Source organism: Parasphingorhabdus sp., assembly GCF_036964565.1.
GTDB lineage: Bacteria > Pseudomonadota > Alphaproteobacteria > Sphingomonadales > Sphingomonadaceae > Parasphingorhabdus.
Genome location: NZ_JBALTN010000011.1, coordinates 97,601 through 123,635, shown reverse-complemented (window position 1 = coordinate 123,635; position 26,035 = coordinate 97,601). Strand labels below are relative to the sequence as shown.

General features: G+C 61.8%; 28 protein-coding genes. 19 read left to right on the top strand and 9 right to left on the bottom strand.

The genetic code is table 11. From position 1 onward, the window contains the following. Nucleotides 1-84 precede the first annotated feature (84 nt). Entirely contained in the window at nucleotides 85-789 is a 705-nt protein-coding gene (gene epsC, locus V7650_RS15330; protein ID WP_335657116.1) for a serine O-acetyltransferase EpsC, read from the top strand. Further along, nucleotides 789-1,139, top strand: coding sequence for a DUF2794 domain-containing protein (locus V7650_RS15325; RefSeq protein ID WP_335657115.1), 351 nt, complete (start codon nucleotides 789-791; stop codon nucleotides 1,137-1,139). The genes epsC and V7650_RS15325 overlap by 1 nt, the downstream gene beginning before the upstream one ends. Nucleotides 1,140-1,181: 42 nt before the next feature. Here V7650_RS15325 and phoB read toward each other — a convergent pair whose 3' ends face one another. The 7 genes from phoB to V7650_RS15290 all read right to left on the bottom strand — a co-directional run bounded on the left by phoB (nucleotide 1,182) and on the right by V7650_RS15290 (nucleotide 8,778). Beyond that, nucleotides 1,182-1,883: a phosphate regulon transcriptional regulator PhoB gene (gene phoB, locus V7650_RS15320; protein WP_335657114.1), complete on the bottom strand. Its 702-nt coding sequence runs from the start codon at nucleotides 1,881-1,883 to the stop codon at nucleotides 1,182-1,184. Further along, nucleotides 1,883-2,614: a phosphate signaling complex protein PhoU gene (phoU, locus tag V7650_RS15315; protein WP_335657113.1), complete on the bottom strand. Its 732-nt coding sequence runs from the start codon at nucleotides 2,612-2,614 to the stop codon at nucleotides 1,883-1,885. Before phoU ends, phoB begins: the two co-directional genes overlap by 1 nt. Before the next feature lie 23 nt (nucleotides 2,615-2,637). Further along, entirely contained in the window at nucleotides 2,638-3,435 is a 798-nt protein-coding gene (gene pstB, locus V7650_RS15310; RefSeq protein ID WP_335657112.1) for a phosphate ABC transporter ATP-binding protein PstB, read from the bottom strand. A 52-nt stretch (nucleotides 3,436-3,487) separates the two neighbouring features. Then, on the bottom strand, nucleotides 3,488-4,750 hold the full coding sequence (gene pstA / locus V7650_RS15305) for a phosphate ABC transporter permease PstA (protein WP_335657111.1): 1,263 nt from the start codon (nucleotides 4,748-4,750) through the stop codon (nucleotides 3,488-3,490). After that, the gene (gene pstC, locus V7650_RS15300) at nucleotides 4,743-6,062 is read right to left on the bottom strand and encodes a phosphate ABC transporter permease subunit PstC (RefSeq protein ID WP_442955316.1); all 1,320 of its coding nucleotides are present in this window, start codon (nucleotides 6,060-6,062) and stop codon (nucleotides 4,743-4,745) included. Before pstC ends, pstA begins: the two co-directional genes overlap by 8 nt. A gap of 125 nt (nucleotides 6,063-6,187) precedes the next feature. Beyond that, nucleotides 6,188-7,231, bottom strand: a complete 1,044-nt coding sequence (locus V7650_RS15295; protein WP_335657109.1) for a substrate-binding domain-containing protein — start codon at nucleotides 7,229-7,231, stop codon at nucleotides 6,188-6,190. 182 nt (nucleotides 7,232-7,413) lie between these two features. Next, the gene (locus V7650_RS15290) at nucleotides 7,414-8,778 is read right to left on the bottom strand and encodes a sensor histidine kinase (RefSeq protein ID WP_335657108.1); all 1,365 of its coding nucleotides are present in this window, start codon (nucleotides 8,776-8,778) and stop codon (nucleotides 7,414-7,416) included. Nucleotides 8,779-8,922: 144 nt separating this feature from the next. On the opposite strand from V7650_RS15290, the gene V7650_RS15285 reads away from it, so the two are divergent. The 11 genes from V7650_RS15285 to V7650_RS15235 all read left to right on the top strand — a co-directional run bounded on the left by V7650_RS15285 (nucleotide 8,923) and on the right by V7650_RS15235 (nucleotide 18,257). Beyond that, the gene (locus V7650_RS15285; RefSeq protein WP_335657107.1) at nucleotides 8,923-9,339 is read left to right on the top strand and encodes a hypothetical protein; all 417 of its coding nucleotides are present in this window, start codon (nucleotides 8,923-8,925) and stop codon (nucleotides 9,337-9,339) included. Nucleotides 9,340-9,411: 72 nt separating this feature from the next. Beyond that, entirely contained in the window at nucleotides 9,412-9,696 is a 285-nt protein-coding gene (locus V7650_RS15280) for an HPr-rel-A system PqqD family peptide chaperone (RefSeq protein ID WP_335657106.1), read from the top strand. Beyond that, complete coding sequence (locus tag V7650_RS15275; RefSeq protein ID WP_335657105.1) at nucleotides 9,693-10,565, top strand: HprK-related kinase A; 873 nt, start codon at nucleotides 9,693-9,695, stop codon at nucleotides 10,563-10,565. Before V7650_RS15280 ends, V7650_RS15275 begins: the two co-directional genes overlap by 4 nt. After that, the gene (locus V7650_RS15270) at nucleotides 10,565-11,596 is read left to right on the top strand and encodes a nucleotidyltransferase domain-containing protein (protein ID WP_335657153.1); all 1,032 of its coding nucleotides are present in this window, start codon (nucleotides 10,565-10,567) and stop codon (nucleotides 11,594-11,596) included. The genes V7650_RS15275 and V7650_RS15270 overlap by 1 nt, the downstream gene beginning before the upstream one ends. A gap of 112 nt (nucleotides 11,597-11,708) precedes the next feature. Then, complete coding sequence (glmU, locus tag V7650_RS15265) at nucleotides 11,709-13,067, top strand: bifunctional UDP-N-acetylglucosamine diphosphorylase/glucosamine-1-phosphate N-acetyltransferase GlmU (RefSeq protein ID WP_335657104.1); 1,359 nt, start codon at nucleotides 11,709-11,711, stop codon at nucleotides 13,065-13,067. After that, complete coding sequence (locus tag V7650_RS15260; RefSeq protein WP_335657103.1) at nucleotides 13,064-13,705, top strand: hypothetical protein; 642 nt, start codon at nucleotides 13,064-13,066, stop codon at nucleotides 13,703-13,705. The genes glmU and V7650_RS15260 overlap by 4 nt, the downstream gene beginning before the upstream one ends. 115 nt (nucleotides 13,706-13,820) lie before the next feature. Continuing rightward, nucleotides 13,821-15,644 (top strand): glutamine--fructose-6-phosphate transaminase (isomerizing), encoded by a 1,824-nt coding sequence (gene glmS / locus V7650_RS15255; RefSeq protein ID WP_335657102.1) that lies wholly within the window; start codon nucleotides 13,821-13,823, stop codon nucleotides 15,642-15,644. 2 nt (nucleotides 15,645-15,646) lie between these two features. Further along, complete coding sequence (locus tag V7650_RS15250; protein ID WP_335657101.1) at nucleotides 15,647-16,087, top strand: OsmC family protein; 441 nt, start codon at nucleotides 15,647-15,649, stop codon at nucleotides 16,085-16,087. A 90-nt stretch (nucleotides 16,088-16,177) separates the two neighbouring features. Next, complete coding sequence (locus V7650_RS15245; RefSeq protein WP_335657100.1) at nucleotides 16,178-17,347, top strand: DUF2157 domain-containing protein; 1,170 nt, start codon at nucleotides 16,178-16,180, stop codon at nucleotides 17,345-17,347. Beyond that, entirely contained in the window at nucleotides 17,344-17,886 is a 543-nt protein-coding gene (locus V7650_RS15240) for a GDYXXLXY domain-containing protein (protein WP_335657099.1), read from the top strand. The genes V7650_RS15245 and V7650_RS15240 overlap by 4 nt, the downstream gene beginning before the upstream one ends. Further along, nucleotides 17,883-18,257, top strand: a complete 375-nt coding sequence (locus tag V7650_RS15235; RefSeq protein WP_335657098.1) for a GFA family protein — start codon at nucleotides 17,883-17,885, stop codon at nucleotides 18,255-18,257. Before V7650_RS15240 ends, V7650_RS15235 begins: the two co-directional genes overlap by 4 nt. An 81-nt stretch (nucleotides 18,258-18,338) precedes the next feature. Here V7650_RS15235 and katG read toward each other — a convergent pair whose 3' ends face one another. Next, complete coding sequence (katG, locus tag V7650_RS15230) at nucleotides 18,339-20,546, bottom strand: catalase/peroxidase HPI (RefSeq protein ID WP_335657097.1); 2,208 nt, start codon at nucleotides 20,544-20,546, stop codon at nucleotides 18,339-18,341. A gap of 254 nt (nucleotides 20,547-20,800) precedes the next feature. Here katG and V7650_RS15225 point away from each other — a divergent pair, with 254 nt between their 5' ends. Genes V7650_RS15225 through queE form a run of 6 tightly spaced genes read left to right on the top strand, consistent with a single transcriptional unit; the run spans nucleotide 20,801 to nucleotide 25,747 of the window. Further along, entirely contained in the window at nucleotides 20,801-21,985 is a 1,185-nt protein-coding gene (locus V7650_RS15225; RefSeq protein ID WP_335657096.1) for an aspartate aminotransferase family protein, read from the top strand. Next, nucleotides 21,982-22,908 (top strand): ornithine carbamoyltransferase, encoded by a 927-nt coding sequence (gene argF / locus V7650_RS15220; RefSeq protein ID WP_335657095.1) that lies wholly within the window; start codon nucleotides 21,982-21,984, stop codon nucleotides 22,906-22,908. The genes V7650_RS15225 and argF overlap by 4 nt, the downstream gene beginning before the upstream one ends. Then, on the top strand, nucleotides 22,908-23,810 hold the full coding sequence (hslO, locus tag V7650_RS15215; protein WP_335657094.1) for an Hsp33 family molecular chaperone HslO: 903 nt from the start codon (nucleotides 22,908-22,910) through the stop codon (nucleotides 23,808-23,810). The genes argF and hslO overlap by 1 nt, the downstream gene beginning before the upstream one ends. 6 nt (nucleotides 23,811-23,816) lie before the next feature. Continuing rightward, nucleotides 23,817-24,362, top strand: coding sequence for a DUF3617 domain-containing protein (locus V7650_RS15210; protein ID WP_335657093.1), 546 nt, complete (start codon nucleotides 23,817-23,819; stop codon nucleotides 24,360-24,362). 57 nt (nucleotides 24,363-24,419) lie between these two features. After that, nucleotides 24,420-25,106, top strand: coding sequence for a 7-cyano-7-deazaguanine synthase QueC (gene queC / locus V7650_RS15205; RefSeq protein ID WP_335657092.1), 687 nt, complete (start codon nucleotides 24,420-24,422; stop codon nucleotides 25,104-25,106). After that, the gene (gene queE / locus V7650_RS15200; protein WP_335657091.1) at nucleotides 25,103-25,747 is read left to right on the top strand and encodes a 7-carboxy-7-deazaguanine synthase; all 645 of its coding nucleotides are present in this window, start codon (nucleotides 25,103-25,105) and stop codon (nucleotides 25,745-25,747) included. Before queC ends, queE begins: the two co-directional genes overlap by 4 nt. 4 nt (nucleotides 25,748-25,751) lie before the next feature. Here the strand turns inward: queE and V7650_RS15195 are convergent, their stop codons facing one another. Further along, nucleotides 25,752-26,024: a hypothetical protein gene (locus V7650_RS15195; protein WP_335657090.1), complete on the bottom strand. Its 273-nt coding sequence runs from the start codon at nucleotides 26,022-26,024 to the stop codon at nucleotides 25,752-25,754. Nucleotides 26,025-26,035: the final 11 nt, after the last annotated feature.

Genomic DNA, 26,035 nt, shown 5'->3' with positions numbered 1-26,035 from the left:
GCCCGGTTTCGGTTGCAAAAAAAAACTGGAAATGGAGGGGCTTCATGCCTAGTTTGAAAGCCTGACAATATCCGGAGGAAAAACATGTTTCGGGAACTGGGCGCTTATCTGGATTCCATCAAGGCCCGGGATCCCGCTCCCCGCTCGCGGTGGGAGGTACTCCTGTATCCGGGGGTTCTGGCCGTTGGCCTGCACCGTCTGGCGCACTGGCTGTTCCGCGGCGAACTGTATTTCTTCGCCCGGCTGATCAATCATATTTCGCGATTTCTCACCGCCATCGACATTCATCCGGGCGCCAATATCGGCCGGCACCTGTTTATCGATCACGGTTTTACCGTCATCGGCGAGACCGCCGAAATCGGCGACAATGTCACGATCTATCAGTGTGTTACGCTCGGCGGTACCAATCCGGCCAATGGCGTGGGCGGCAAACGGCATCCGACTATCGAGGATGATGCCATCCTCGGTTCGGGCGCCCAGGTGCTCGGCCCGATCACCGTCGGCAAGCGGGCGCGGATCGGTGCCAATGCGGTGGTGACCCAGGACGTTCCCGAAGGCGCCACGATGGTGGGCGTGCGGGCGCGTCCGACGCTGGTCGAGGCAAAGGATTACCAGAAGGAATTCATTCCCTATGGCACGCCCTGCAGCGAGATTTTTGATCCATCGACGCAGAAACTGGAAATCCTGCAGTGCGAGATGGAGCAATTGCAGAAACGGATCGCCGCCTTTGCCGAGGAACGAAACGGCGACCGGAGCGGCGTTGCGGAAAAGGGACGCGATAGCGCTTGATGCGTTTCGGCGAATCCAACATTGCGGCCTTTCCCGACCGCAGCCAGGCGTCTCAGGTCGGGTTTGAACGGCGGGAACTCGACCGCATTCTCAATCTCTATGGCCGGATGGTCGCCGCCGGCCACTGGAAAGACTATGCCATGGACATGCGCCGCGATGTCGCGATATTCGCCGCCTTCCGCCGGGCATCCGAGCGGCCCCAGATCCGGATCGAAAAGCGACCGGCAGAGCGCAACCGTCAGGGCATGTGGTCGCTCCATGGCGAACAGGGGCAGATATTGAAGCGGGGCCATGACCTGGCCGGGGTCATTGCTCCGGTCGAGCGAAAGCTAATGAAGCTGGTCGACTAGTGTTTACAGACCGCCGGTTCTGCATCCCGCCAGTCCTGGAAGCTAGCTATCCGCCGCGTCGGTATCGAGCGCATAGCCGGCGGACCGGACCGTGCGAATGATGTCGGAGCGGCCATTGGCATTCAAGGCCTTGCGCAGGCGCCGGATATGAACATCCACCGTGCGCAGCTCGATGTCGCTGTCCTGGCCCCAGACGCTGTCGAGCAGGCGTTCGCGGGAGAATACCCAGTTGGGATGTTCCAGGAAATGGCGGAGCAGGCGAAATTCTGTGGGTCCTAGCGGTATGGTTTCGCCGGCGCGTTTCACCTTGTGACCAACCGTGTCCATTTCCAGGTCGCCGAAGGTCAATTTTTCCCCGGCCAGGGCGGGGCGGACCCGGCGCAGCACGGCCTTGACACGGGCGATCAGTTCGCGCGGACTGAACGGCTTGGTGATATAATCGTCGGCGCCGGTCTCTAGGCCGCGGATCTTGTCTTCCTCTTCGCCGCGAGCGGTCAGCATGATGATCGGGATATTGGCGGTTTCGGAAGAGCGGCGCAGCCGCCGGCAGACTTCGATGCCAGACAGGCTTTCCAGCATCCAGTCGAGCAGGATCACATCCGGGCGATGTTCCTGGACCAGTAGCAGCGCTTCCTCGCCGTCCGGCGTGTGGATGACATCATATTCCTCTTTTTTGAAGTTCCAGGTCAGCAACTCCGCGAGCGCGGCATCATCCTCGACCAGCAATAATTTTGCGTTTGGCATCAGTTGGCCCCGTCCTTGTTCGTGTCATCGACCGGGGTTGTCGGATTTTCTCCGCGGGTCCGCTCGGGCATCGGCTCGCCGGTGGCAGCAAAATAGACCATTTCGGCGACATTCGTGGCATGGTCGCCAATGCGTTCGAGATTCTTCGCGATGAACAGCAGATGCGCCGCTTCGCCGATATCCTTGGGGTTTTCGATCATGTGGGTGATCACGGCGCGAAAGATGCTGTTGTAGAAATCGTCCACGATCTGGTCGCGCCGGTTCACTTCCATCGCCAGTTCCGCATCCCGGCGAGCGAAGGCGTCGAGGGAATCGCGGACCAGTTCGCTGGCGATCTTTGACATCGAGGGCAGCAGCGAGATCGGCCGCAACCGGTGCGTCTGGGTTACCAGCGGCACGCGCTTGGCGATATTTTTCGCATAATCGCCGATCCGCTCGACGACGCCGGAAATCTTGAACGTGGCGATCAGTTCGCGAAGGTCATCCGCCATCGGTGCCCGCAGAGCGATCGTCTGAAAGGTCAGCTCGTCGATCCGCTTCTCCAGATCGTCGATCAGCTTGTCTTCCCTGACCACTTCTTCCGCCAGTTCCAGATCGCTGTTCTCCAGCGCCCGCATCGCCTTGGCAATCGCCTGCTCGCTGCGCCCGCCGATTTCGGCGACCATCCCGCGCAATTCGTTGATATCGGAATCGAAGGCTTTGACCGTATGTTCTGTGCCGCTATTCACCATGGTTGTTCCTGTTCATCTGTACCTTAGCCGTAGCGACCGGTGATATAGTCCCGCGTTTTTTCTTCCCGCGGATTGGTGAATATATCAGTCGTTTCGCCATATTCCACCAGCGTACCGAGGTGGAAAAAGGCCGTTTTCTGGGACACGCGTGCGGCTTGCTGCATATTGTGCGTCACGATGACGATAGCATATTTCCCGCGCAGTTCGTGAATCAGTTCTTCGATCTTCGCCGTTGCGATCGGATCGAGCGCCGAGCACGGCTCGTCCATCAGGATCACTTCTGGATCCACGGCAATCGCCCGGGCGATGCACAGGCGCTGCTGCTGGCCGCCGGAAAGCGCGGTGCCGCTGTCCTGCAGCCGGTCCTTCACCTCGCCCCAGAGACCGGCGCGCTGCAGCGAGGATTCGACGATCTCGTCCAGTTCTTCCTTGCCGGTCGCCAGCCCGTGGATGCGCGGTCCATAGGCAATATTGTCATAGATGGACTTCGGGAAGGGATTGGGCTTCTGGAAAACCATGCCAACGCGGGCCCGCAACTGCACCACGTCCATCCTGGAGGCGTAGATATCTTCGCCTTCCAGATGGATCTCGCCGGTGACGCGCGCGATCGGTATCGTGTCGTTCATCCGGTTCATGCAGCGCAGGAAGGTTGACTTGCCGCAGCCGGACGGGCCGATGAAGGCCGTCACGCTGTCCATGTTCACGTCAATCGAGACGTCGTTGATCGCCTGCTTGTCGCCATAGAAAACATCGACATGGCGCGCGGTCATCTTCGGTGTTCCGCCGTCGGTGGTCATGCCTGGAGTGGCCGAATCTGTCATATTTACGCTTTCGCTCGGTTCAAGTGTTTCTGATCTATGGTCATCGGAACGACTACCAGCGGGTTTCAAAACGGTTGCGCAGGTAGATCGCCAATGCGTTCATGATCAACAGGAATAACAATAATATAATGATGGCCGCCGAGGTCTTCTCGACAAAGCCGCGGTCGACTTCATCCGACCACAGGAAGATCTGCACCGGCAATACCGTGGCAGGATCGGTGATGCCGCTCGGCGGCGTCGCGATGAACGCGCGCATGCCGATCATGAGCAACGGTGCCGTCTCGCCCAGCGCCCGCGCCATGCCGATGATGGTGCCGGTCAATATGCCGGGCAGGGCGAGCGGCAGGACATGGTGAAAAACCACCTGCAGCGGACTGGCGCCGATGCCCAGCGCGGCTTCCCGGATCGAGGGCGGCACCGATTTGACGGCGTTGCGCCCGGAAATGACGATCACCGGCATGGTCATCAGTGCCAGCGTCAGGCCACCGACCAGCGCACCGGATCGCGGCATTCCGAAAAAGTTGAGGAATACAGCCAGACCCAGCAGGCCGAAGATGATCGATGGTACGGCGGCCAGATTGTTGATCGATACCTCGATCAGGTCGGTCAACCGGTTCTTCGGCGCATATTCCTCGAGATAGAGCGCGGCCAGCACACCGACCGGGAAGGCCAGCATCAGCGTGACGATCATGGTGATCAGGGATCCCTTGAACGCCCCCCAGATGCCGACCTGCATCGGATCGGTGGCATCGGAATTGCTCAGGAAGTTCCAGTTGAACCCGGTCGACAGCTGGCCGGCCAGTCGCCGGACGGTCTGCTCCGCTTCGGCGGTTCCGCCACTCTTGTAGGCAACGTCGAGTTGAGAAGTGACGGGAAGATAAACCCTTGTCTTTTCCGCCACGATATCGGGATCGGACAATATCCGGGCGCTGACCGCGGTCCATGCGCCGGAAGAAAACAGGTCGGCACCGTCCGCGCCATATTGGATCTCGATACTGCTGTCGACAATATCGCGCAAACCCATGGCTTGCAGGTTGGCATCCGCATTGGGGCCCTGGAACTGGCTTGGCGAGGCGCCTCCGGTAACGGCGGGAAAATCAATCGTTACCGGCAGCTCGGTCTGGGTGAAGCCGCGGAAACCGTTGCCGACCATGACCACCAGCAGGAACGCCAGGAAGCCCGCGGACAGGACGATCGCGGCGATACCCATCGCCTTGAATCGACGCTCGGCGGCATAACGGCCGGCGATCCGCTTCTGCATCGCTTCGCCCTGCCAGTCGGTCGGGCGGCGGTTGGTGTCGGTGAGACTATTCATATGCTTCCCGATATTTTTTGACGACGCGCAGGGCGATCAGATTGAGCAGCAGGGTGACGATGAACAGCACCAGGCCAAGGGCGAATGCAGCGAGCGTCTTGGGGCTGTCGAACTCCTGGTCGCCGGTCAGCAGCTGGACGATCTGAGTGGTCACGGTCGTCACGCTGGAGAAGGGGTTGGCGGTCATGTTTGCAGCGAGACCGGCGGCCATGACGACGATCATCGTCTCGCCGATCGCGCGGCTGACAGCCAGCAGGACGCCGCCGACAACGCCCGGCAGGGCCGCGGGGATCAGGACTTTCTTGATCGTTTCGCTGTGGGTCGCGCCCATCGCCAGCGAGCCGTCGCGCATTGCGCTCGGCACGGCGGCGATGCTGTCATCGGCCATCGACGAGACGAACGGGATGATCATGATCCCCATCACCACGCCGGCGGCCAGCGCGGATTCCGACGATGCGTTGGAGATGCCGATAGAGACAGCAAAGTCGCGCAGCGCCGGCGCCACGGTCAGCGCGGCAAAATAGCCGTAAACCACCGTCGGTACGCCGGCGAGCACCTCCAGAATCGGTTTCATCCAGGAGCGGAACTTGGCCGGGGCATATTGGGTGAGATAGATCGCGCTCATCAGACCCAACGGGATGGCGACGATCATCGCGATGATCGCGCCGATAAACACCGTACCCCAGAACAGCGGGATGGCGCCAAAGCCGGTTTCGCCCCTCGGCCCGGCGACGGCTTTCGGATTCCACTCGGTACCGAAGAGGAAATCGATCGGCGACACCATGGAAAAGAAGCGCACGGATTCAAAGACAAGCGACAGGAAAATGCCGACAGTGGTGATGATCGCGATCAGCGAGGCGAGCAGCAACAGCAGCATCGTGACCCGTTCGATCTTGGTCCGGGCCCTGAGGTCAGGTTTGATCTGTAGCCACGCATACACCCCGCAGGCGAAGACCAGCAGCAGCGCGGCGACCGCGCCGATCATCTGATAATAGGCAATCGCGTCGCGATAGGGTTCGACCATCGACTGGGACAGCGGGTTGAACGCGTTGACCTGGTTGCCATAGGCAATCGCGCGGGCCTCCGACAGGATCGCCGCGCGGGCAAAGCCGTCCTGCGGCAGGGCCGCGGCAGCCGGGCTGGTCAGCGCAGCGTCTGTGATCAGCGCCGGGCTGACGACATTCCAGAACGTAAGGAAGATGATCGCCGGGATAATTGCCCACAGCGCCACATACCAGCCATGATAATTCGGCAGGCTGTGCAGCACCGAACGGGATTTCTTGCCGGCGGACTGCATTCCGGCAGCCTTCAGGCGACCGAAAAACCATGCCACCAGGCCGAGGCCGATCACGAGAAAAAGAAGCGTCGCGCTTGTCACTATATCTGGTTCCGCCCTTGTATCAAAATCATCTGTAAAAAATGCCGGTTACGGCGCGATTACTTGAGGTCACCGACGGCAAGCGGGGTCATGTTGCTCACCACCCCGATCATCTTTTCCCGCACCGCGTCCGGAGAGGCGATCAGGCCGACCTTGACCAGATAGCCTTCCGGCTTCCCGCCATCGAGAAATTCCATCAGATAGTCCTTCAGGCCTGGAATGACCCCGACATGCTGCTTCTTGACATAGATATACAAGGGCCGCGCTCCGGGATATTCGCCCGAGGCGATCGCATCATAGGTCGGGCCGACCCCGGAAACCGGGATGCCGCGCACGCTGTCGAGATTTTCCTCGAGAAAGCTGAAGCCGAAAATGCCGACGCTGTTGGGATTGGCCTTCAGCTTCTGGACGATGAGATTGTCATTCTCGCCCGCGTCGATATAGGCGCCGTCGGCCCTGATTTCGTGGCACACCGCGTCAAACAGGGCCTTGTCGCTGTCCTTCAGCACCTTGATAGCCGGATCGGTGAGACAGCCGACTTCCATGATCAGCTCGGTGAGCGCATCGCGCGTCCCCGATGTGGATGGCGGGCCGTAGACGCTGATCGGAAGGTCCGGCAGCGCGGCGTCGATGTCCGACCATTTCCGGGCGTTGTTCTCCTTGCCGAACGGCCGCTCAGCAATCGCCCGGTAAATCTGCACCGGGGTCAGGGAATAGGACGGCCCTTCATTGGCCTGGGCAACGGCAATTCCATCGATGCCGATCTGCACCTCGACCACATCGTTGACGCCATTGCTCTGGCACAATTCCAGTTCGGAAGCCTTTATCCGGCGCGACGCATTCTCGATATCGGGTGTATCGGCACCGACACCGGAGCAGAACAGGTTCATCCCGGCGCCGGTGCCGGTCGACTCGAGAATGGGAGAGGGATTGGAACCGTTGATGCTGAACTGTTCGGCCACGGCTTTCGCAAAGGGGAAAACGGTTGACGAACCGACGATACGGATCTCGCTTCTGGTGCCACCCTGGCCCCCGGAAGCCTGATCCTGGCAGGCGGACAGGACAAGGCAGGCGGTCGCAAATATTGCGAGTCGTGCTGTCATGAAAAAATCCCCAGTTTCTCTGCGTTGGGTCCGTGGCAAGAGCTGCCATGGTCCCGTTTAACAGGCTCGATGCGGTGGCTTCTAGGCAGAGGCAATGTCCTGATCATTACAGATATGTTACAGATATGTGACGAGGCCGGAAGTTGCGGTACCCGGCCGGCAGGGCGACCGGGATCGGGCCTCTAGACCGGAGCATTCTGGCTATCTTCCCCGGCAAGAGAATTGCTTGCGATCGGCAGCAGGATCGACACGGTCGTGCCGACGCCGACTTCGCTGGCAATCTCCATGCGCCCGCCGTGCCGTTCGGAAATATGCTTGACGATCGACAGGCCGAGGCCCGTCCCGCCGATCGACTTGCTGCGCCCCTTGTCCACCCGGTAGAAGCGTTCGGTCAGGCGGGGAATATGTTCGGAGGCAATGCCGTCGCCCTGGTCCCGGATCGCCAGACAAAGCATCGTCCCGGTTCTGTTCGGCGCCAGATCTATCGTGACCGGCGTACCCTTCTTGCCATATTTGAATGCGTTGCTGAGCAAATTGTTCACGACCTGCGACAATTGCGCCCGGTCCCCCCGGATCAGCGGGATATTGACCGGCTGATTGACCACGATCTCGGTTTCCTTCTTGCCGCGGCTGTTGATGTAAAAGTCTCTCGCTTCGGTGACCAGTTCGCTGAGGTCGATCTGCTCGGACGGCAGTTCGAACTTTTCCGCTTCGATCCGGGAAAGCGACATCAGGTCCTCGACCAGGCGCTGCATGCGATCGGCTTCGGTGTACATGATCTTCAGGAAGCGGGCGCGGGTCGCGTCGTCCTTGCCGGCCTCCGGATCCTCCAGTGTTTCGAGAAAGCCCTTGATCGCAGCCAGCGGCGTTCGCAGCTCGTGACTGGCATTGGCGACGAAATCGGTGCGCATGCGCTCGGCGGCATAGCGGCTGCTGCGATCCGAAAGCTGGACCAGCTTCAGACCGTCTTGCAGCGTATTGATCCGCAGCTCCCAGCGCTGGTCGGTGCTCCCGACCCCCACCAGCAGGATCGGCTCGCCGGTGTGCCGCGCCTCGGGGTTGGAGAGACGGTCGGCCGCAGCCGGATGGCGAATGGCAATCCGCACATCCTCGCCGACAATATGGTTGCCGAGCACTTTTGCAGCAGCCGGATTCGCAGCGGCCACCTTGGCATTGCGCACCAGCAATATCGGATCGGTCAGCGGATCGATGACATCCTGATAGGCCTCGGACCGTCCCTGATACAATATCTGCTTGCGCTGGCGTTCCAGCGTCGCGGGATCGGGCAAGGGAGGGGCAGGGGGGTCCTGTAGCGCCGTGAACAGGGCGATGGCGCCGCTCGCGATGATCACGATAAACTGCTGGCCGGGCTGCGACATTTGTCCGGCGAGAATTGCGCCACCGACCAGGAATGCTAGCGCAACCAGCAGCCGAAGGGGGGAAATCGCGGTCATCTGGCCGATTCTGACATATTCATGGGCGGCATTTAGGCGGACCCGGGCCGGATCGGCAAACGGAATATTGCCGGACGCTGCACCAACCAGCACCGCGTATAGGCGATGTTAACAATTTTCATGTCTATGTCCCGATAGGAGACGCCTTCTTCCGGCGGCGACTGATTGCTCGCTTTTTGCGAGATTTCTGCTTATGCGTCGAAAACTGAAACTAGGAAAACCACGGACCCGAGCTTGATGACAGACCAAATTCAACCGGAATCGGCAGCCGCTGGCCCGCAGGCATCCGGCGTGGTAACCCGCCGTCGCGCGCTGATGATGGGCGCCATAACCGCTTCGGCGGTGGTCAGCATCAAGCCGGCCTTGGCGCAAACCGCGGGCTCCGTGCTCAATTGCGAAATCCCGGTTCCCAGCAACAACGCCGCCGGTGGCTATATTGGCGCGGACGGTTCGATTGTCTCGGCGGACACACCGGGCGCGTTTCCGCCTGCCGGTCGCAACTTCACCGGCGAGGAGGTGCGTCGGGCGATGAACGGACGGACGCTGCCGGGCACCGCGCCCGATCAGTCCCAGGCCTATGTCAACTACATCCGGCGTCTGCAGGCGGGGCAGAGCGGCTTTACCTGCTACGCCTCGCTGCAAATGCCGCGCTGATATTACCAGCCTATTTTAACATTTCCCTGCTATCAGGCCGGCATGTCGGACCAGAATCGCAGGTAATATGCCATGACCCCTAAATATCGGGCCGCTGCCGCGGATGATCTGATCTGGCACGAGCTGGACAGCATGACCTTGCTGTTTCATCGCACCTCCGGGATCACCCATATGCTCGCGGATCCTGCCCCAGCGATCCTGGACGTGATGGCAGACCGCGCGATGTCGGCACCCGAAATTGCTGCATTCCTCGCGACCGAATATGATGTCGAGCTGGCGACCGACACGGAGACCATTGTCCTCGCGCGGCTGGAAGAATTGTCCGCGCTGGGACTGGTCTCGAGGATCACGGGATGATGCCCGGCCTGAATCAGATCTCGCTGAAAATCGGACCGGCGGCCTTCCGGATCGCGTCCGCCTGGCAGCAGCCGCTCGATCAACTGGCCGCGCTATATGCGCAATATCCGGCACCACCGGACGACATCGTCGACTTCACGGTGCGGCTGGAACCGGAAAAGCCCTGGCGCCGCCATATCCGTCCCTCCGTCCATATTGGTGGCGATTTCTGGCTGCCCGACGCCGCGCCGCTGCCACTCGCGCAGGGACTACTGGCCGCCGAGATGGGGATGAACCTGCAAATGGCGCTCGGCTGGCGCCGGCATCTCCTGCTCCATGCCAGCAGCGTCGAAAAGGACGGCAGGGCACTGGTCATGACCGGCCTGTCGGGATCGGGCAAGTCGACCCTGTCCGCGATGCTGGCGGAACGCGGATGGCGCTTCATGGGTGACGAATTTGCCCTGCTCAGCCTTGATACCGGCGACATATTTCCCTTTCCCCGTCTGATCAGCCTTAAGAATCAGGCGATTGCCGCCATGCAGGCGGTTGTATCCGCCGACCGTTTCGGTCCGGATATGAAGCAGACGCCCAAGGGCGATATCCGCCATCTGGTACCGCCTCTGGGCGCGATCGAACGGATGGACCAGTCCGCCCGCCCGGCGCTGCTGCTGTTTCCCCGCTTCGGTTACGCACCTGCCTTGCGGGACATGGGACAGTCCGAAATATTCGTGCGACTGACTCAGGCCTCGACCAATTATGTTGCGCTGGGCGAGCCCGGCTTTCGTGCGCTGACGCGATTTGTCGGCACGGTTCCGGTCAAGGCGATGGATTACCAGTCCACCGAACAGGCGGAAGAGCTGATCCAGGCCCTCTGGAGCGAGGCGCCATGATGCACGATGCGCGGATATTGGTTGATGCACTGCGTGATCCGGCCAGCGTCGCGACGCTGGCAAGCCACCAGTGGTCCGAACTGATCAGCATCGCCCGCGCCGAATCGCTGATCGGAGCGCTGGCCCACCGGCTGCAGTATGTCGCGGTTCCGGATCGGGTGCGCGCGGTTCTGCAGGACGCGGTCGGTGCCCACGACCTGGCCCGCCGGCAAGCCCTGTGGGAAGCCGATTGCGCTCGCCGTGCACTGGCCGGCTATCCGGGCAAGATCGTGCTGATGAAAGGCACCGCCTATGTTGCAGCGAATCTCTCCGCCGGCGTGGGGCGAAGCATCGGCGATTTGGATATCATGGTGGACCGCGACGACCTGCCCGCCGTCGAGACGGCTTTGCTCGATGCCGGATGGGAATGGGTCAAGCCCGACCCCTATGACGACGAATATTATCGCCAGCATATGCATGAACTGCCGCCGATGATCCACCGGGAGCGGGACCGGATGATCGACGTGCATCACACGATATTGCCGCTGACGGCGCGCCCGGACCCGGATGCGCAGGCGATGCTCAACAATGCCGTTGCGCTGGACAGCGGCCTGCACGTCATGGCCCCGACCGACATGGTCCTGCATTCGATCGCGCACCTGTTTGCTGACGGCGACCTCGCAGGCGGATTGCGCAACCTGTGGGACATCGACCGGCTGATCCGGGAATTTTCCGAAGCCGACGAGGAATTCTGGACGGAGCTGGCCGTGCGCGCCAAAACCCATGGTCTGGTTCGCGAAATGGAGCGCGCGTTGCGGCTTGCGGCACGCCTCTACCATACACCGGTCTACAAATATCGGGCCGGCCAGACCGAATTTGCCGATTATCTTTATGCCCGGCGGATGCTCGCGCGCGACGGCTTCGGCCGGGAAACCCGCAAGCTCACCCGCTTTGCCTTCTACGTCCGCTCCCACTGGCTGCGGATGCCGCCGCTCATGCTGGCCCGGCATTTGTGGACCAAATGGCGCAAAGGCAGCAAAGCGGCAAAATGATGCGTGCCGCGCGCCGACAAACAGGCTGGCCTCGGCGCGCTTCGCATGGCATTAGCCGCTGCAAATGGCCGGACCACGGCCCGAATGACCCAATTTGTTCTGGAGTAACCCGATGACAGATCGCCCGCTCGCCGCAATCATCCTGGCCGCCGGACAGGGCACCAGGATGAAGTCGGAGACGCACAAGGTGCTGCACCCGATCGCCGGCAAGCCGATGCTGCACCATTTGCTCGACACCGTCGATTCGATCGGTGTCGAACGCACCGTCGTCGTCGTCGGCGCGCGCCGGGAGCAGATCGAGGCCAGCGTCGCGGGCCGCAACGTGGCGATCGCGGTGCAGGATGACCAGCTCGGCACCGGTCACGCCGTGGCCCAGGCGCATGACGCGCTGAAAGGCTTCGCCGGCGATGTGCTGATCCTTTATGGCGATGTTCCGATGGTCAGCGCTGACACCATGCGCGACATGATCTTTCGGCTCAACAACGGCAGCGATCCGCGCGCCGTCATCCTCGGTTTCCGCCCCGACAACGCTGGCGCCTATGGCCGGATCATCGCCGACGAGCAGGGCGAAATCGAGAAAATGGTCGAATATAAGGACGCCAGCGATGCCGAACGCCAGGTCACTTTGTGCAACAGCGGCCTGATGGCGGCGCGCTCGACCGACCTGTTCATCCTGCTCGACCAGATCAGCAACGACAATGCCGCCGGCGAATATTATCTGCCCGACATCGTCATGTTGCCGGGTCAGAAAAGCGCGGTGATCGAGGTCGATGATCCGGCCGAGGTTGCTGGAGTCAACAGTCGGGCCGAGTTGGCCGCCGTCGAGGGCGAATGGCAGGCCCGACGCCGCGACCGGGCGATGGCCGCTGGTGTCAGCCTGATTGCGCCCGGGACCGTCTGGTTTTCGCATGATACGGAAATTGCTTCAGACGTTGTGATAGAACCCAACGTGATTTTCGGCCCCGGCGTCTCCATTGCCAGCGGCACCACCATCCATGGCCACAGCCATATCGAGGGTGCTACCATCGGCGCGGACGTCAAGGTTGGCCCGTTCGCCCGGCTGCGTCCCGGCGCGGTGATGGAAGAGGGTTCGAAGGTCGGCAACTTCGTCGAGATGAAGAAAACCATCTTGGGCAAGGGCGCAAAGGCCAATCATCTGACCTATCTCGGCGACGCCGAGGTGGGCGAGGGGGCCAATATCGGCGCGGGCACCATCACCTGCAATTATGACGGCTATTTCAAGCACAAGACGGTGATTGGCAAGGGCGCGTTCATTGGATCGAACAGCGCCCTTGTCGCGCCCGTCACCATCGGGGATGGCGCGATTGTAGGCGCCGGTGCCACGCTGACCAGGGATGTCGCAGCTGACGATCTTGCGCTGGTCCGGGCGGACCAGAAGGCGAAGCCGGGGTGGGCAAAGAAATTTCGCGAGGCCATGCAGAAAAAGAAAGCCGGGGAGAAACGGACATGACCCCCAAGTTTGCGCTCGGTGCGGCCACAGCAGCGGCCCTGCTGCTGACAGGATGTGACAGTCAACCGGCCCCCGATCCGGCGCGCTCCGACGCCGAGCTTGCTCCCGCTTCAAAGCAGTTGGCGTCAGTATCACCGGCCGCACCGGGTCCGCAGAAGGACGGCGCTGCCGCGCCTGCGGGCACCGGATTATGCACCGCTCAGGAGGACGTCGTGTTTTCCTGCCAGCTCGAAAACCGGAAGATTGCGTCGGTCTGCGGGGTCAAGAACCCCGTAGGCGTCACGGTCGCGCAATATCGCTACGGCGCGGCGGGGCAGAAACCCGAACTCAGCTGGCCGAACACCGACAGCGCCGACCGGCTGGCCTTTGCCTCCGTCCCCTATTCGGGTGGCGGTGAGGCCCAGTTGCAATTCCGGCGGGGCGACAATCAATATGTCGTCTACAGCCGGGTCATCCGCACCAATTTCACCGCCGGCGAACCAAATGATCCGGCGATGGAAGACGGCGTTTTCGTGCGCAAGGGAGAAGACGTGGTCGCCCGGCACCGCTGCGACGACCCCGCTGTCGTGCCGATCAGCTATGACAAGGCCGAACGCTATGCCGAGAAGGCCGGCGATATCATCCCACTCGACTATTGACGGAATTCCGGATGAATGATCCCATCCCGATTGTCCGGAATAGCGAGGGCAACCTTGCCAATCTGCCGGCAACGCGCCTAACCGTTTTACTATAGAATCGAAAGACCTGAAAATCATGTGCGGAATCATTGGAATAGTTGGCAGGGAACCGGTCTCGGACCGACTGGTCGATGGGCTCAAGCGCATGGAATATCGGGGCTATGACAGCGCCGGAGTCTGCACCGTCCACGACGGGCAGCTGGTCCGCCGCCGCGCCGAGGGCAAGCTTGCCAATCTGGTGGCAGTGCTCAAAGAGGACGATGCGCCGGGAAATATCGGCATCGCCCACACCCGCTGGGCCACCCACGGCGCACCGACCACGAGCAACGCGCACCCGCATGCCACCGGCGAAGTCGCCCTTGTCCACAATGGCATCATCGAGAATTTCCGGAGCCTCCGCGAACAGCTCAGCGCCCGCGGGAGAACGTTTGAAAGCGAGACCGATACCGAGGTGGTCGCGCATCTGGTCAGCGAGCAGATCGAGGCTGGCAAATCGCCCGAAGCCGCCGTGCAGGCAGTGCTGCCGCTATTGCGGGGCGCCTTTGCGTTGGCCATCGCCTTCCGCTCGCATCCCGACCTGCTGATCGGCGCACGGCTCGGATCGCCCCTGGTCGTCGGCTATGGCGACGGCGAAACCTATCTTGGCTCCGATGCCCTTGCGCTTGCCCCCCTTACACAGAAAATCGCCTATCTGGAGGAAGGGGACTGGGTGGTCATCAGCCGTGCGGGCGCAACCATTTTTGATCAGGACAACAACCCGGTCGAGCGGGAAACCACGACGTCCGGCGTCTCGGCAGCAACGATTGAAAAGGGCAATTATCGGCATTTCATGCAGAAGGAGATCTTCGAGCAGCCGACCGTGGTTGCCCAGACTCTGCGCAGCTATATCCGGCCGCTCGAACAGCAGGTGGCCCTACCGCAAATGGATTTTGACCTGCGTGACATCAAGCGCGTCACGATCGTCGCTTGCGGCACCAGCTATTATGCCGGCATGGTCGCGAAATACTGGTTCGAAAGCTTTGCCCGGGTGCCGGTCGATCTCGATTTCGCCTCGGAATTCCGCTATCGCGATCCGGTACTCGAGCCCGGCGGGCTTGCCCTGTTCATCTCCCAGTCGGGGGAAACCGCTGATACCCTGGCCGCGCTGCGGCACAGCAAGGAAAACGGCCAGAAGATTGGCGTGGTTGTCAACGTTCCGACCAGCAGCATGGCTCGCGAAGCCGATCTCTTGCTGCCGACCCACGCCGGACCGGAAATCGGGGTTGCCTCGACCAAGGCCTTTTCCTGCCAGCTCGCCGTTCTCGCGGCGCTTGCCGCCCATCTCGCGGTGGTCAAGGGCAGGATGACCCGCGACGAGGAACGCGAAGTGGTCAAGCATCTGACCGAAGCCCCGGCTGCGCTCAATGCGGCGCTCGCCCATGACGACGATATTGCCGCGATGGCGCATCTCATCGCCCCGGCCCGCGATGTGCTCTATCTCGGGCGCGGACCGGATTATCCGCTGGCCCTGGAAGGGGCGCTGAAGCTTAAGGAAATCAGCTATATCCACGCCGAGGGCTATGCCTCGGGCGAGATGAAGCATGGGCCGATCGCCCTGATCGACGATGCCGTTCCGGTGATCGTGCTGGCACCGTCGGGTCCGCTTTTCGAAAAGACGGTCTCCAACATGCAGGAAGTGATGGCGCGGGGCGGCAAGGTCGTTCTGATCTCCGATGCCGAGGGGCTGGCCGAAGCCAGCGACGGCTGCGTGGCGACCATCGAAATGCCCAAGGTGCATCCGCTGATCGCGCCGCTGGTCTATGCCGTGCCGGTGCAGCTGCTCGCCTATCATGTCGCGGTGGCCAAGGGCACCGATGTCGACCAGCCGCGCAATCTCGCGAAATCGGTCACGGTCGAATAGACATGGCCACCAACCCGTCGCTCGTCTCTGTCGAAACCGCATCGGGCAAGTTCCAGCAGACGGTGCGGGTCGGCAAGCACATGTTCCTTGCCGACGAACCGGAATCGTTCGGCGGCACGGACAGCGGTCCTTCGCCCTATGACCTGCTGCTGGCGGCTCTCGGCAGCTGCACGTCGATGACCATGAAAATGTACGCCGATCGCAAGGGCATTCCGCTGACCGGCGTGCATATCCTGCTCGAGCATAGCCGCGAACATGTCGAGGACTGCCGCACCTGCAACAACGAGGACAACCGCATCGACGTGATCGACCGGTCGATCATCATGGAGGGGGACCTGACCGCCGAGCAGCGCCGGAAACTGATCGAGATCGCCGAGAAATGTCCGGTTCACAGGACGCTGGAAAACCGGATCGACATTCACACCACCGAGGTGCGGGCCTAGGCCACTCGATCGGGGATCGACGCTGCCCGTGCAGCGCTTGCCATGCGCGCCGGTCTCGCGTAGCTTTTCTGCTCCAACCGGGATGCGCATTTGTCTGACAGGAAAATAAACCACTGGGTGAATGCGGGGCTGATCGATTCCGATACAGCCGAGCGCCTGCGCGCCTATGAGGCCGACCAGTCCCGGCCCCTCGGCCTGTGGTCGCTGATCGGTCTTGGCACCCTGGCGATCGGTCTCGGCATCATCTCGCTGGTCGCGGCCAACTGGGACGCCATTCCCGGAACCGTTCGCCTCGCGGTCCACATCCTGACGATCGCAGCGATTTCGGCGGCCATTTTCGTCCTCCGCCCGCACAACGGTTTTCTCGGCCTCTATCTCAAGGATGTGCTGCTGTTCATCCTCGCCATTCTCGGCGCCACGTTTTTCGGCCATCTCGGCCAGGTCTACCAGACCAGCTCGCCGATCTGGCAGCCAATGGCAATCTGGCTGGTGCTGTTTTCCCCGCTGTTGCTGCTCGCGGGAAGGGGCTGGCTGATCTCGCTGCTGTGGGTCGTCGCGCTGCTCGGCACGGCGATTGCCCATTGGGGCTGGTTGGCCGAACAGGGTGACGCTCCGCCATCCCTGTATATCGCGTTGGTCACCAGCATCCCCCTGGTCGCGCTGCTTTCCGCCCTGGCTTGTCGCGGAAACAGTTCGCGCGAGCCGTTCTGGACGCAGATCGGGCAATTTGCGCTGGCCTCATTTGTCGCCGGCGTTTCGCTGAAGCTGATCGCCGACGGCGTGTCGAACGGTAACCCGTTCGGTGCGCAAGCCGACGCCGGAAAAATCGCGATCATGCAACTAGTGATATGGGCGGCCGCGGCATCGGCCGCTTACCGTCTCGACCGCTCCGCCACCGGGACCAGTATCACAGCCATTCTGGCGGCTGCCGCCTGCGCGAATTTTCTCGGCAGCATCGGCCCGTTTACGGAACCCCTGGCAGGGGCGATATTGTTCATGGCCTTCTGGGCCGCGATTGGCTGGAGCGCGATCTATTCCGGCTGGCGGAACGTCTTCCAGGTGGTTGTCGCGATCATTGCGCTGCGCCTTATCGCGCTGAGCCTGGAACTGGCATCCAACCTGCTGAACAGCGGCCTCGGGCTGATCGTGGCCGGGGTGATCACCATCGGCATTTCTGTCGTCGCCTATCGCTTTTCCCGCGCTTTTGCGCCCGCCAGGTCGGCAACCGCTGATCCAGTCGAACCGGACGGCGAACCATGACCGGCTATCGCCGCCTTGTCCTTCCCCTTGCGCTGGCTCTGCCGCTGGCCGGGCTTTGCCTGACGTGGATATGGACAGAGGCGGAATCGCGGGAAGGAACCGAGTGGAACGTCCCGGTCACCGGCTATGATCCGCGTGACCTGCTGCGCGGGCATTATGTACAGTTTCGCTACGATTGGCCGACCCCGGTCGAGGGCAATATCTCCTCCTGGCCCGGCACCCGAGCCAGCCTGTGCCTCATCGGCACCGCACCCAGGGTCGACCGGGTGGCAGTCCTCCGGCCGGGCCGTTCTTCGCCAGGCCGCTGCGATGCCGTGGCAAAGCCCAACCCTTGGAGCGAAGAAGGCGCCGATGGCCTGGTCCGCGACCGGATTTACGTGCCCCAGCGAGATGCCGTGGACTATCAGGCCAGGTTGCAGGATCCGAGATGGCAGGGCATCGTCCGCATCCGGATCAACCGCTCCGGGTTCATCACGCCGCAATCACTGACCTTTCGGCGGCGCGTGCCGCAAGGCAGCGTGCGGGTGGAGGCAGAGTGAAGGTCATCGTCAAGGGCGGCTGTCATTGCGGTGCCGTGCGCTTCCGGGCGGAGGCGGTCGACGCACCCGAACTGCTGGACTGCAATTGCTCGATCTGCCGGCGGACCGGCTTCCTGCACCTGATCATGGACCACGTGGATTTTACGCTGGTGCAGGGCGGTGATTATCTGACGCGCTATCGCTTTGGCAGCGGCCAGGCCGAGCATCTGTTCTGCCGCCACTGCGGCGTCAAAAGCTTCTATCAGCCGCGATCCCACCCCGACAGCTGGAGCGTGAACTATAATTGTCTGGATGATGGCCATGGCCTCGATCCCCGAATCACGAGATTTGACGGCCAGAACTGGGAAAAGGCCAGGGCCGCGCTGTCCTAGACATGGCCCGATTTCGCCACGAAAACGGCCCGCCGAATTTCTCCTGCGGGCCGTTCCTGCGCAAATTATAATGGCCAGCGGTCAGGCGGCGAGATCGAACCGTCCGGCATTCATGACCTTGGTCCAGGCCGCGATGAAATCGTCGACGAACTTGCGTTCGTGACCATCCTCGGCATAGACCTCGGCCACGGCGCGCAGCTGCGAATTGGATCCGAAGACCAGATCGGTGCGCGTCGCGCGCCATTTCTCCTCGCCCTTCAGGCGGCATTTGCCGACAAATTCCTCGTCGCCGCTTTCGTCCACCACATCCCAGACCGTGCCCATGTGCAGCAGGTTGACGAAAAAGTCGTTGGTCAGCTGCCCGGGCCTGTCCGTCAAGACGCCGATGCGGTTGCCATGCTCGGCATGCGTGCTGACCGCACCCAGCGCCCGCATTCCGCCGACCAATACCGTCATCTCGGGAATCGACAGGCCGAGCAGGCTGGCGCGATCAACCAGCATGTCCTCGGTCTTCACGCTCGCCTTTGTTTGCAGATAGTTACGGAAGCCGTCGGCAAAGGGCTCAAGCGGCTCGAAGCTTTCGGCATCGGTCTGTTCCTCGGTGGCGTCGCCGCGACCGGTGGTCACCGGAACGCTGACCTCGAAGCCTGCGTCCGTCGCGGCCTTTTCCACGGCAGCGCTGCCGGCAATGACGATCGCGTCGGCCATTGACAGCGACCCGCGCAACTCGTCGATCTTCGCCAGCACCCTGGCAAGCTCTTCCGGATCGTTGACCTTCCAGTCCTTCTGCGGCGCGAGCCGCACCCGGGCCCCATTGGCCCCGCCGCGATGGTCGCTCTTGCGATAGGTGGAAGCCGACGCCCATGCCGCCTTGACCAGCTCTGCCACCGAAAGACCGCTGTCCAGTATCTTCGATTTGAAAGCAGAGACATCGCCGTCCGAGGCCTGCTTGCCGGCGGGAACCGGATCCTGCCAGATCAGGTCTTCTTCCGGAACCTCGGGGCCGAGATAGCGAACCTTGGGCCCCATGTCGCGATGGGTCAGCTTGAACCATGCGCGGGCGAAGGCATCGTCGAGCGCCGCCTGATCGTCGCGGAAGCGTTCGGATATCTTGCGATAGTCCGGATCACGCTTCAACGCCATGTCGGCGGTGGTCATGATTGTCGGAACCTTCTTGCCCGGATCCCGCGCGTCCGGTGCCATGTCCGCTTCATCCGGGTTGATCGGGGTCCACTGGCTGGCTCCCGCGGGACTCTGCACCAGCTCATATTCATATTTGAACAACAGCCGGAAATAGTCGCCACCCCATTGCGTCGGGTTGGGCGTCCACGCGCCCTCGATGCCGGAGGTGGTGATATGGCCCTGGCCGATCTCTTCCGGATCGGTCAGCCAGCCAAAGCCCATGCGGTGCAGGGATTCGCCTTCTGGTGCCTGGCCGAAGCTGTCGGACGGGGCGGCGCCGTGGCATTTGCCAAACGCGTGCCCGCCGGCGGTCAGTGCCACCGTTTCCTCGTCGTTCATCGCCATGCGCAGGAACGTTTCCTTCATGTCGCGCGCCATGCCTTCCGGATCGTGCGGATTACCGCCGGGTCCTTCGGGATTGACGTAGATCAGGCCCATCTGGATCGCCGCCAGCGGGTTTTCCATTGCCTTGCCTTCGTCGGGATTGATCCGCGTCGGCACGCCTTCATTCACCCACTGCTCTTCGGATCCCCAGTAGACATCATTTTCCGGCTCGTAGACGTCCTTGCGTCCTCCGCCGAAACCAAACACCGGCCCGCCCATCGACTCGATGGCGACATTGCCGGTAAGCACGAACAAATCGGCCCAGCTGATATGCTCGCCATATTTCTTCTTGATCGGCCAGAGCAGACGACGGGCCTTGTCGAGATTGCCATTGTCGGGCCAGCTGTTGAGCGGCGCGAAGCGCTGCTGTCCGCTGGAAGCGCCGCCGCGTCCGTCGCCGGTGCGATAGGTGCCGGCTGCGTGCCAGGCCATGCGGATGAAGAACGGTCCATAATGGCCATAGTCGGCGGGCCACCATGGCTGGCTGTCGGTCATCAGCGCTTTCAGATCTTCCTTGAGCGCCTGATAGTCGAGTTCATTGAACGCCTTGGCATAATCGAAGTCAGGGCCCATCGGGTCGGGGGAGGCGCCGCCCTGGGTCAGGATATTGAGCTGCAACTGGTCAGGCCACCAGTCGCGGTTGGTGCGTCCGAGCAGCGAGCGTACCTCGCCATCAAAGCCCATCGGGCAACCTTCGGGGGATCCGGTTGTTTTCATGTCCATCTGAATTTCTCCTTTGTGGTGCAAATTTCTGCGGTCAGTCACCTGCGGTGCTTATAGCCCAATTCTGCCCCTGAATAAACGAATTTACCCTGTCTCTGTGACCAACTCGGTCAATCAGTTCCCGTCGAGAAGGGCAGAATCGACTGGAAATTCAGCATGATTGACCACCCTGATCATCCCGCATATAAGAAGCCTCCATTCAAGAGGCGGCCACTCGGGTCGCCTTTTCTGTTTTCCGCGAAAGGAAGCCGACCATGACGATTACACCATTGATGCCCGTTTATCCGCGTTGTGGTTTTCGTCCGGTGCGAGGCGAGGGCGCCTGGCTGATTTCGGAAGACGGATCGCGGGCGCTGGACTTCGCCAGCGGCATCGCCGTCAACCTTCTCGGGCACGGCCATCCGCATCTGACCAAGGCGATCCAGGAGCAGGCAGCAACCCTGATGCACGTCTCCAATCTCTACGGCAGCCCGCAGGGCGAGAGCTTTGCCCAGCGGCTGGTCGACACCACCTTCGCGGATACTGTCTTCTTCACCAATAGCGGAGCCGAAGCGGTGGAATGCGCGATCAAGACCGCGCGCGCCTATCACCAGTCCGCCGGCAGCGACCGCTTCGAGATCATCACCTTCAAAAATGCGTTCCACGGGCGGACGATGGCGACGATTTCCGCCTCCAACCAGGAAAAGATGCACCACGGCTTCTCGCCGCTGCTCGCCGGATTCAAATATGTCGATTTCGACGATCTCGCGGGCGCGAAGGCCGCGATCAGCGACAAGACAGCGGCATTTCTGGTCGAACCGATCCAGGGCGAAGGCGGCGTACGGCCTGCGTCGCAGGAATTCATGCAGGGACTGCGCGAACTGGCCGACGAGCATGGCATCCTGCTTGTCCTTGACGAGGTGCAGTGCGGCGTCGCCCGCACCGGCGCGCTCTATGCGCATGAACTTTACGGCGTGAAGCCAGACGTCATGGCCTCGGCAAAGGGCATCGGCGGCGGCTTCCCGCTCGGCGCGTGTCTGGCAACCGAGGAAGCCGCACGCGGCATGGTGCCCGGCACTCACGGTTCCACCTATGGCGGCAACCCGCTGGCGATGGCCGCTGGCAGCGCCGTCTGGGATGTGGTCGCCAACGATGAGTTTCTCGAGCAAGTCCGCGACACTGGCGACAAGCTGCGCGCGGCGATCGAGCAGTTCATCGGAAATTATCCCGACCTCTTCATCGGCGTCCGCGGCAAGGGCCTGATGCTCGGCCTGATGATGACCCAGGAAACCCGGTCCTTCGTCGCCCATCTGCGCGACAACCGCGGCCTGCTGACCGTTGCCGCCGGAGACAATACGCTGCGGGTGCTGCCGCCGCTGAATATCGACGACAGCCATATCGCCACCTTCATCGAAAAGCTGTCGGCCGGCGCTGCCGATTATCAGGCGCCCGCGTCATGACCCGGCATTTTCTCAATCTCGCCGATGCCGGCGGAGATGCGATCGCCGCGATGATCGCCGACGCGATCGACCGGAAGGCGGCACGGCTCGACTGGCCCAAGGCCAGACCCGATGCCGACCGACCGCTGGCCGATCACGTGCTGGCAATGATCTTTGACAAGAGCAGCACCCGCACCCGCGTATCCTTCGATATCGGGATTCGCCAGCTAGGCGGGGCCAGTATCGTAATGGACAGCGGGTCGATGCAACTGGGCCGGGGCGAAACGGTTGCCGACACCGCGCAGGTGCTGTCCCGGATGGTCGACGCGATCATGATCCGCACCGACGATCATGCGAAAATAGAGGAAATGGCTGCAAATGCCACGGTACCCGTGATCAACGGGCTGACCGACCTGTCCCATCCCTGCCAGATTGTCGCAGACCTGCTCACCCTGGTCGAGCATGGCAAGTCGCTTCCCGGGCTTCAGGTTGCCTGGCTCGGCGATGGCAACAATGTTCTCAATTCGTTGGTCGAAGCAGCGGGCCTGATGAAATTCAACGTGCGCATTGGCTGTCCTCAGGGTTATGATCCCGACCCTGACTTCATCCGCACGGCCCAGGCTGGTGGCGCTGGGATTTCGGTCCATCGCGACGAGAATGAAGCGGTCGCCGGAGCCGATGTCGTTGTCACCGACACCTGGGTGTCGATGGGTCAGGAGCATGTCCACAACAAGCTGGCGGCCATGATGCCCTATCAGGTCAACGATACGTTGATGGAACAGGCGAAACCCGATGCGCTGTTCCTCCATTGCCTGCCCGCCCATCGCGGCGAAGAAGTCATGCCATCGGTAATCGATGGTCCGCAGTCGGTCATCTGGGACGAGGCCGAGAACCGGATCCATGCTCAGAAATCCGTGCTGCGCTGGTGTTTCGGCCAGATCTGATGGTGGACGTCTCCCTGACCGACAGCATCATGTCCTTTGCCATTCCCGGGAAGCATTGCCGCGGCCGCGTCGTTCGTCTGGGCCCCGCGCTCGACGATATCCTGGCATCGCATGATTACCCTCCGCTCATCCGCGAGATACTGGCGGAAGCGGTCTGCCTTACCGCGATGCTCGGCGCGCTCTTGAAGGACGAAGGCTCGCAGCTTACCCTGCAGGCCCAGACCGAAGCAGGGGTCATCAATCTGCTTGCCTGCGACTATCGGGACGGGGCGCTGCGCGGCTATGTCGATTTCGATCGCGAGCGGCTGCTGTCCCAGCCCGTTGCCCCCAGTCTTATGGCGCTGTTCGGCAAGGGATATCTCGCCATTACCTTTGACCAGCCGGCCCCGCGCGGCCGCAATCAGGGCATCGTGCCGCTGGAAGGCGCCAGCCTGGCCGAAGCGGTCCAGAATTATTTCTTCCAGTCGGAACAGATTCCCACGCTGATCCGGGTTGCCATCGAGCAGTCTGCCGGCGGCATTTCGGCGGGTGGCCTGCTCGTCCAGCATCTTCCCGAGGGTGAGCAGGGCCGGGAACGGCTGCATGTCCAGCTGGATCATCCGGAATGGGAACATGTCGAGATCATGGGCGGCACCATCACTCCAGAGGAGCTGACGGACAGTGCGTTGCCGCTGGAAGACATATTGTGGCGGCTGTTCAGCGAGAGCGACGAAGTGAGGGTTCTGAGCGGTAAACCGTGCGTTAAGGGATGCCGATGTAATGAAGACCATATTCGGGACGTGATCGCCCGCTTCCCGAAGGAAGACAAGGAAGATATGGTCAACGAAGACGGAAATATCGCCATTGACTGCGCCTTTTGCAGCAAGACGTTCACGATTACAGGCACCAGCCTCAACAATTGAATTCTGTTGGAAATGGGGCAGATCGGCGAAAACGTCGAATATTTCCTATCGATTGCCGCATTTGGCGACAATAATCGCCATCATTCAAGACTAGAAGTTATTCTCACACTGCCATTCCGGCCACCAACGAGACAGGACCCATCAATGAAAGGCTTGAAACTGATCAAATTTGTCAGCGCAACGGCCGCAGTCCTGTCGGGATTTGCGATTGCCGCCCCGGCACAGACTCCCGGGATGCTGCTGCTGAACGGACTGTCGTCTGGCGAATGGACGCTGCGTGAACGCGGCGCCAACGAGCCGGGCCAAAAGATATGTCTGGGCAATCCCGAGCTTTTGCTGCAAATCCAGCACGGCGGTTCCGCGTGCACGCGCTACGTCATTGAAAATAGCCCGAATAAGTTGCGGGTCAGCTACAAATGTGGCCGCAGTGGCCAGGGCGTCACCGAGATCAAGAAGGAGTCGAGCAGCCTCATCCAGATCTCGACGCAGGGAATTCGCAACAACGCGCCATTTTCTCTGCAGATGGAAGGTCGCCGGACGGGCAGCTGCTAGGCCTGACATAGCCGCAAAACTTGCGCCGTGGCTCGAACGCGATTAGCGGGACGCACCATGACATCCGAATCACGATCAGCGATCATCTTATTGTCCGGCGGGCTGGACTCCATGGTGTCCGCGGCAATCGCCGCGGAGCAGGGCTATCGGCTGATCGCGCTGACCATCGACTACAACCAGCGGCACAAGGTCGAGCTGCAGTCTGCCGCGAGGATCGCCGCCCGTCTTGATGTCGCCGAGCATATCATATTGCCGCTCGACCTCAGCCGTTTCGGCGGTTCGGCGCTGACGGACGACATCGACGTCCCCAAGACCGGTGTCGGCGACGATATTCCGGTGACCTACGTGCCCGCCCGCAATCTGATCTTTCTGTCCCTGACCCTGGGGCTGGCCGAGGCGAGGGACGCGCGCGACATATTCATCGGCGTCAATGCGCTCGACTATTCCGGCTATCCGGATTGCCGCCCGGAATTCATCCAGGGCTTCGAACGGCTGGCTGATCTTGCGACCAAGGCCGGCGATCAGGGCAGCGGATTTCGGATCCGCACGCCCTTGCAGGACATGACCAAGGCCGACATTGCCAAAGAGGCCATCCGCCTCGGACTCGATCCTGCATGGAGCTGGTCCTGTTACGATCCGGTCGACGGCGAACTGGCCTGCGGTCTCTGCGACAGCTGCCGGCTGCGGCAGAAGGGCTTTGCCGAGGCGGGTATTACCGACCCGACGCCCTACGCGATCCCATGAGCTACGCGGTCAAGGAGATGTTCCTGACCCTGCAGGGGGAGGGGGTGCACGCGGGCCGACGCGCGGTATTTGTCCGCTTCGCCGGCTGCAATCTCTGGTCCGGGCTGGAACGGGACCGCTCCACCGCGATATGCCGGTTTTGCGATACCGACTTTATCGGCATGGATGGCGAGGGGGGTGGCCGCTTCCGGACCGCTGCCGCTCTGGCCGAGGCAGCCGCCACCGTCTGGGCCGGCGACCGGGAGTCCCGCTTCGTGGTGCTGACCGGCGGCGAGCCGATGCTGCAGGTCGACGAGGCGCTGATCCAGGCGCTGCACGACCAGGGCTTTTTCATTGCCATCGAATCCAACGGGACGCTGGCCGTGCCCCGCGCGATCGACTGGATCTGCATCAGCCCCAAGGCGCGGAGCGAAACTGTCCAGCGATCCGGGGACGAGCTCAAGCTGGTCTGGCCACAGGACGGCAGCGACTGGCAGGCCATGCAGGGCTGGGACTTCGCCCATTTGCTGCTGCAGCCCAAGGATGCGATCAGCGATCAGGCCGCCAGCCAGGCGCATCTCGAATCCGCCATCGGCTTTGTCCAGGCCCATCCGAAATGGCGCCTGTCACTACAGACTCACAAGATTCTCGGGCTCGCCTGACCGGTTATTCCGCCGGTGGTTCTGCCGGCTCGGCGGCTTCGCCCCCACCAGCTTCCTTCTCGGCATCTGCCTTTTCCGCTTCTTCGGTCCCGGTGGGATCGGTCTGCTGGATCGTGTCGACATCGACCATGTCGTCGCTGATCGTGCCATCGATGACATCGACGTCATCCATGCGGGTCTCGGTCACGTCTTCGGAATCCGGGGCTTCGTTTCCGGAACAGCCGGCAACGCTAGAGGCGATCAGCGCGGCGGCGGCGATTGTGGAAAATTTGATCATGTCTTGTCCTC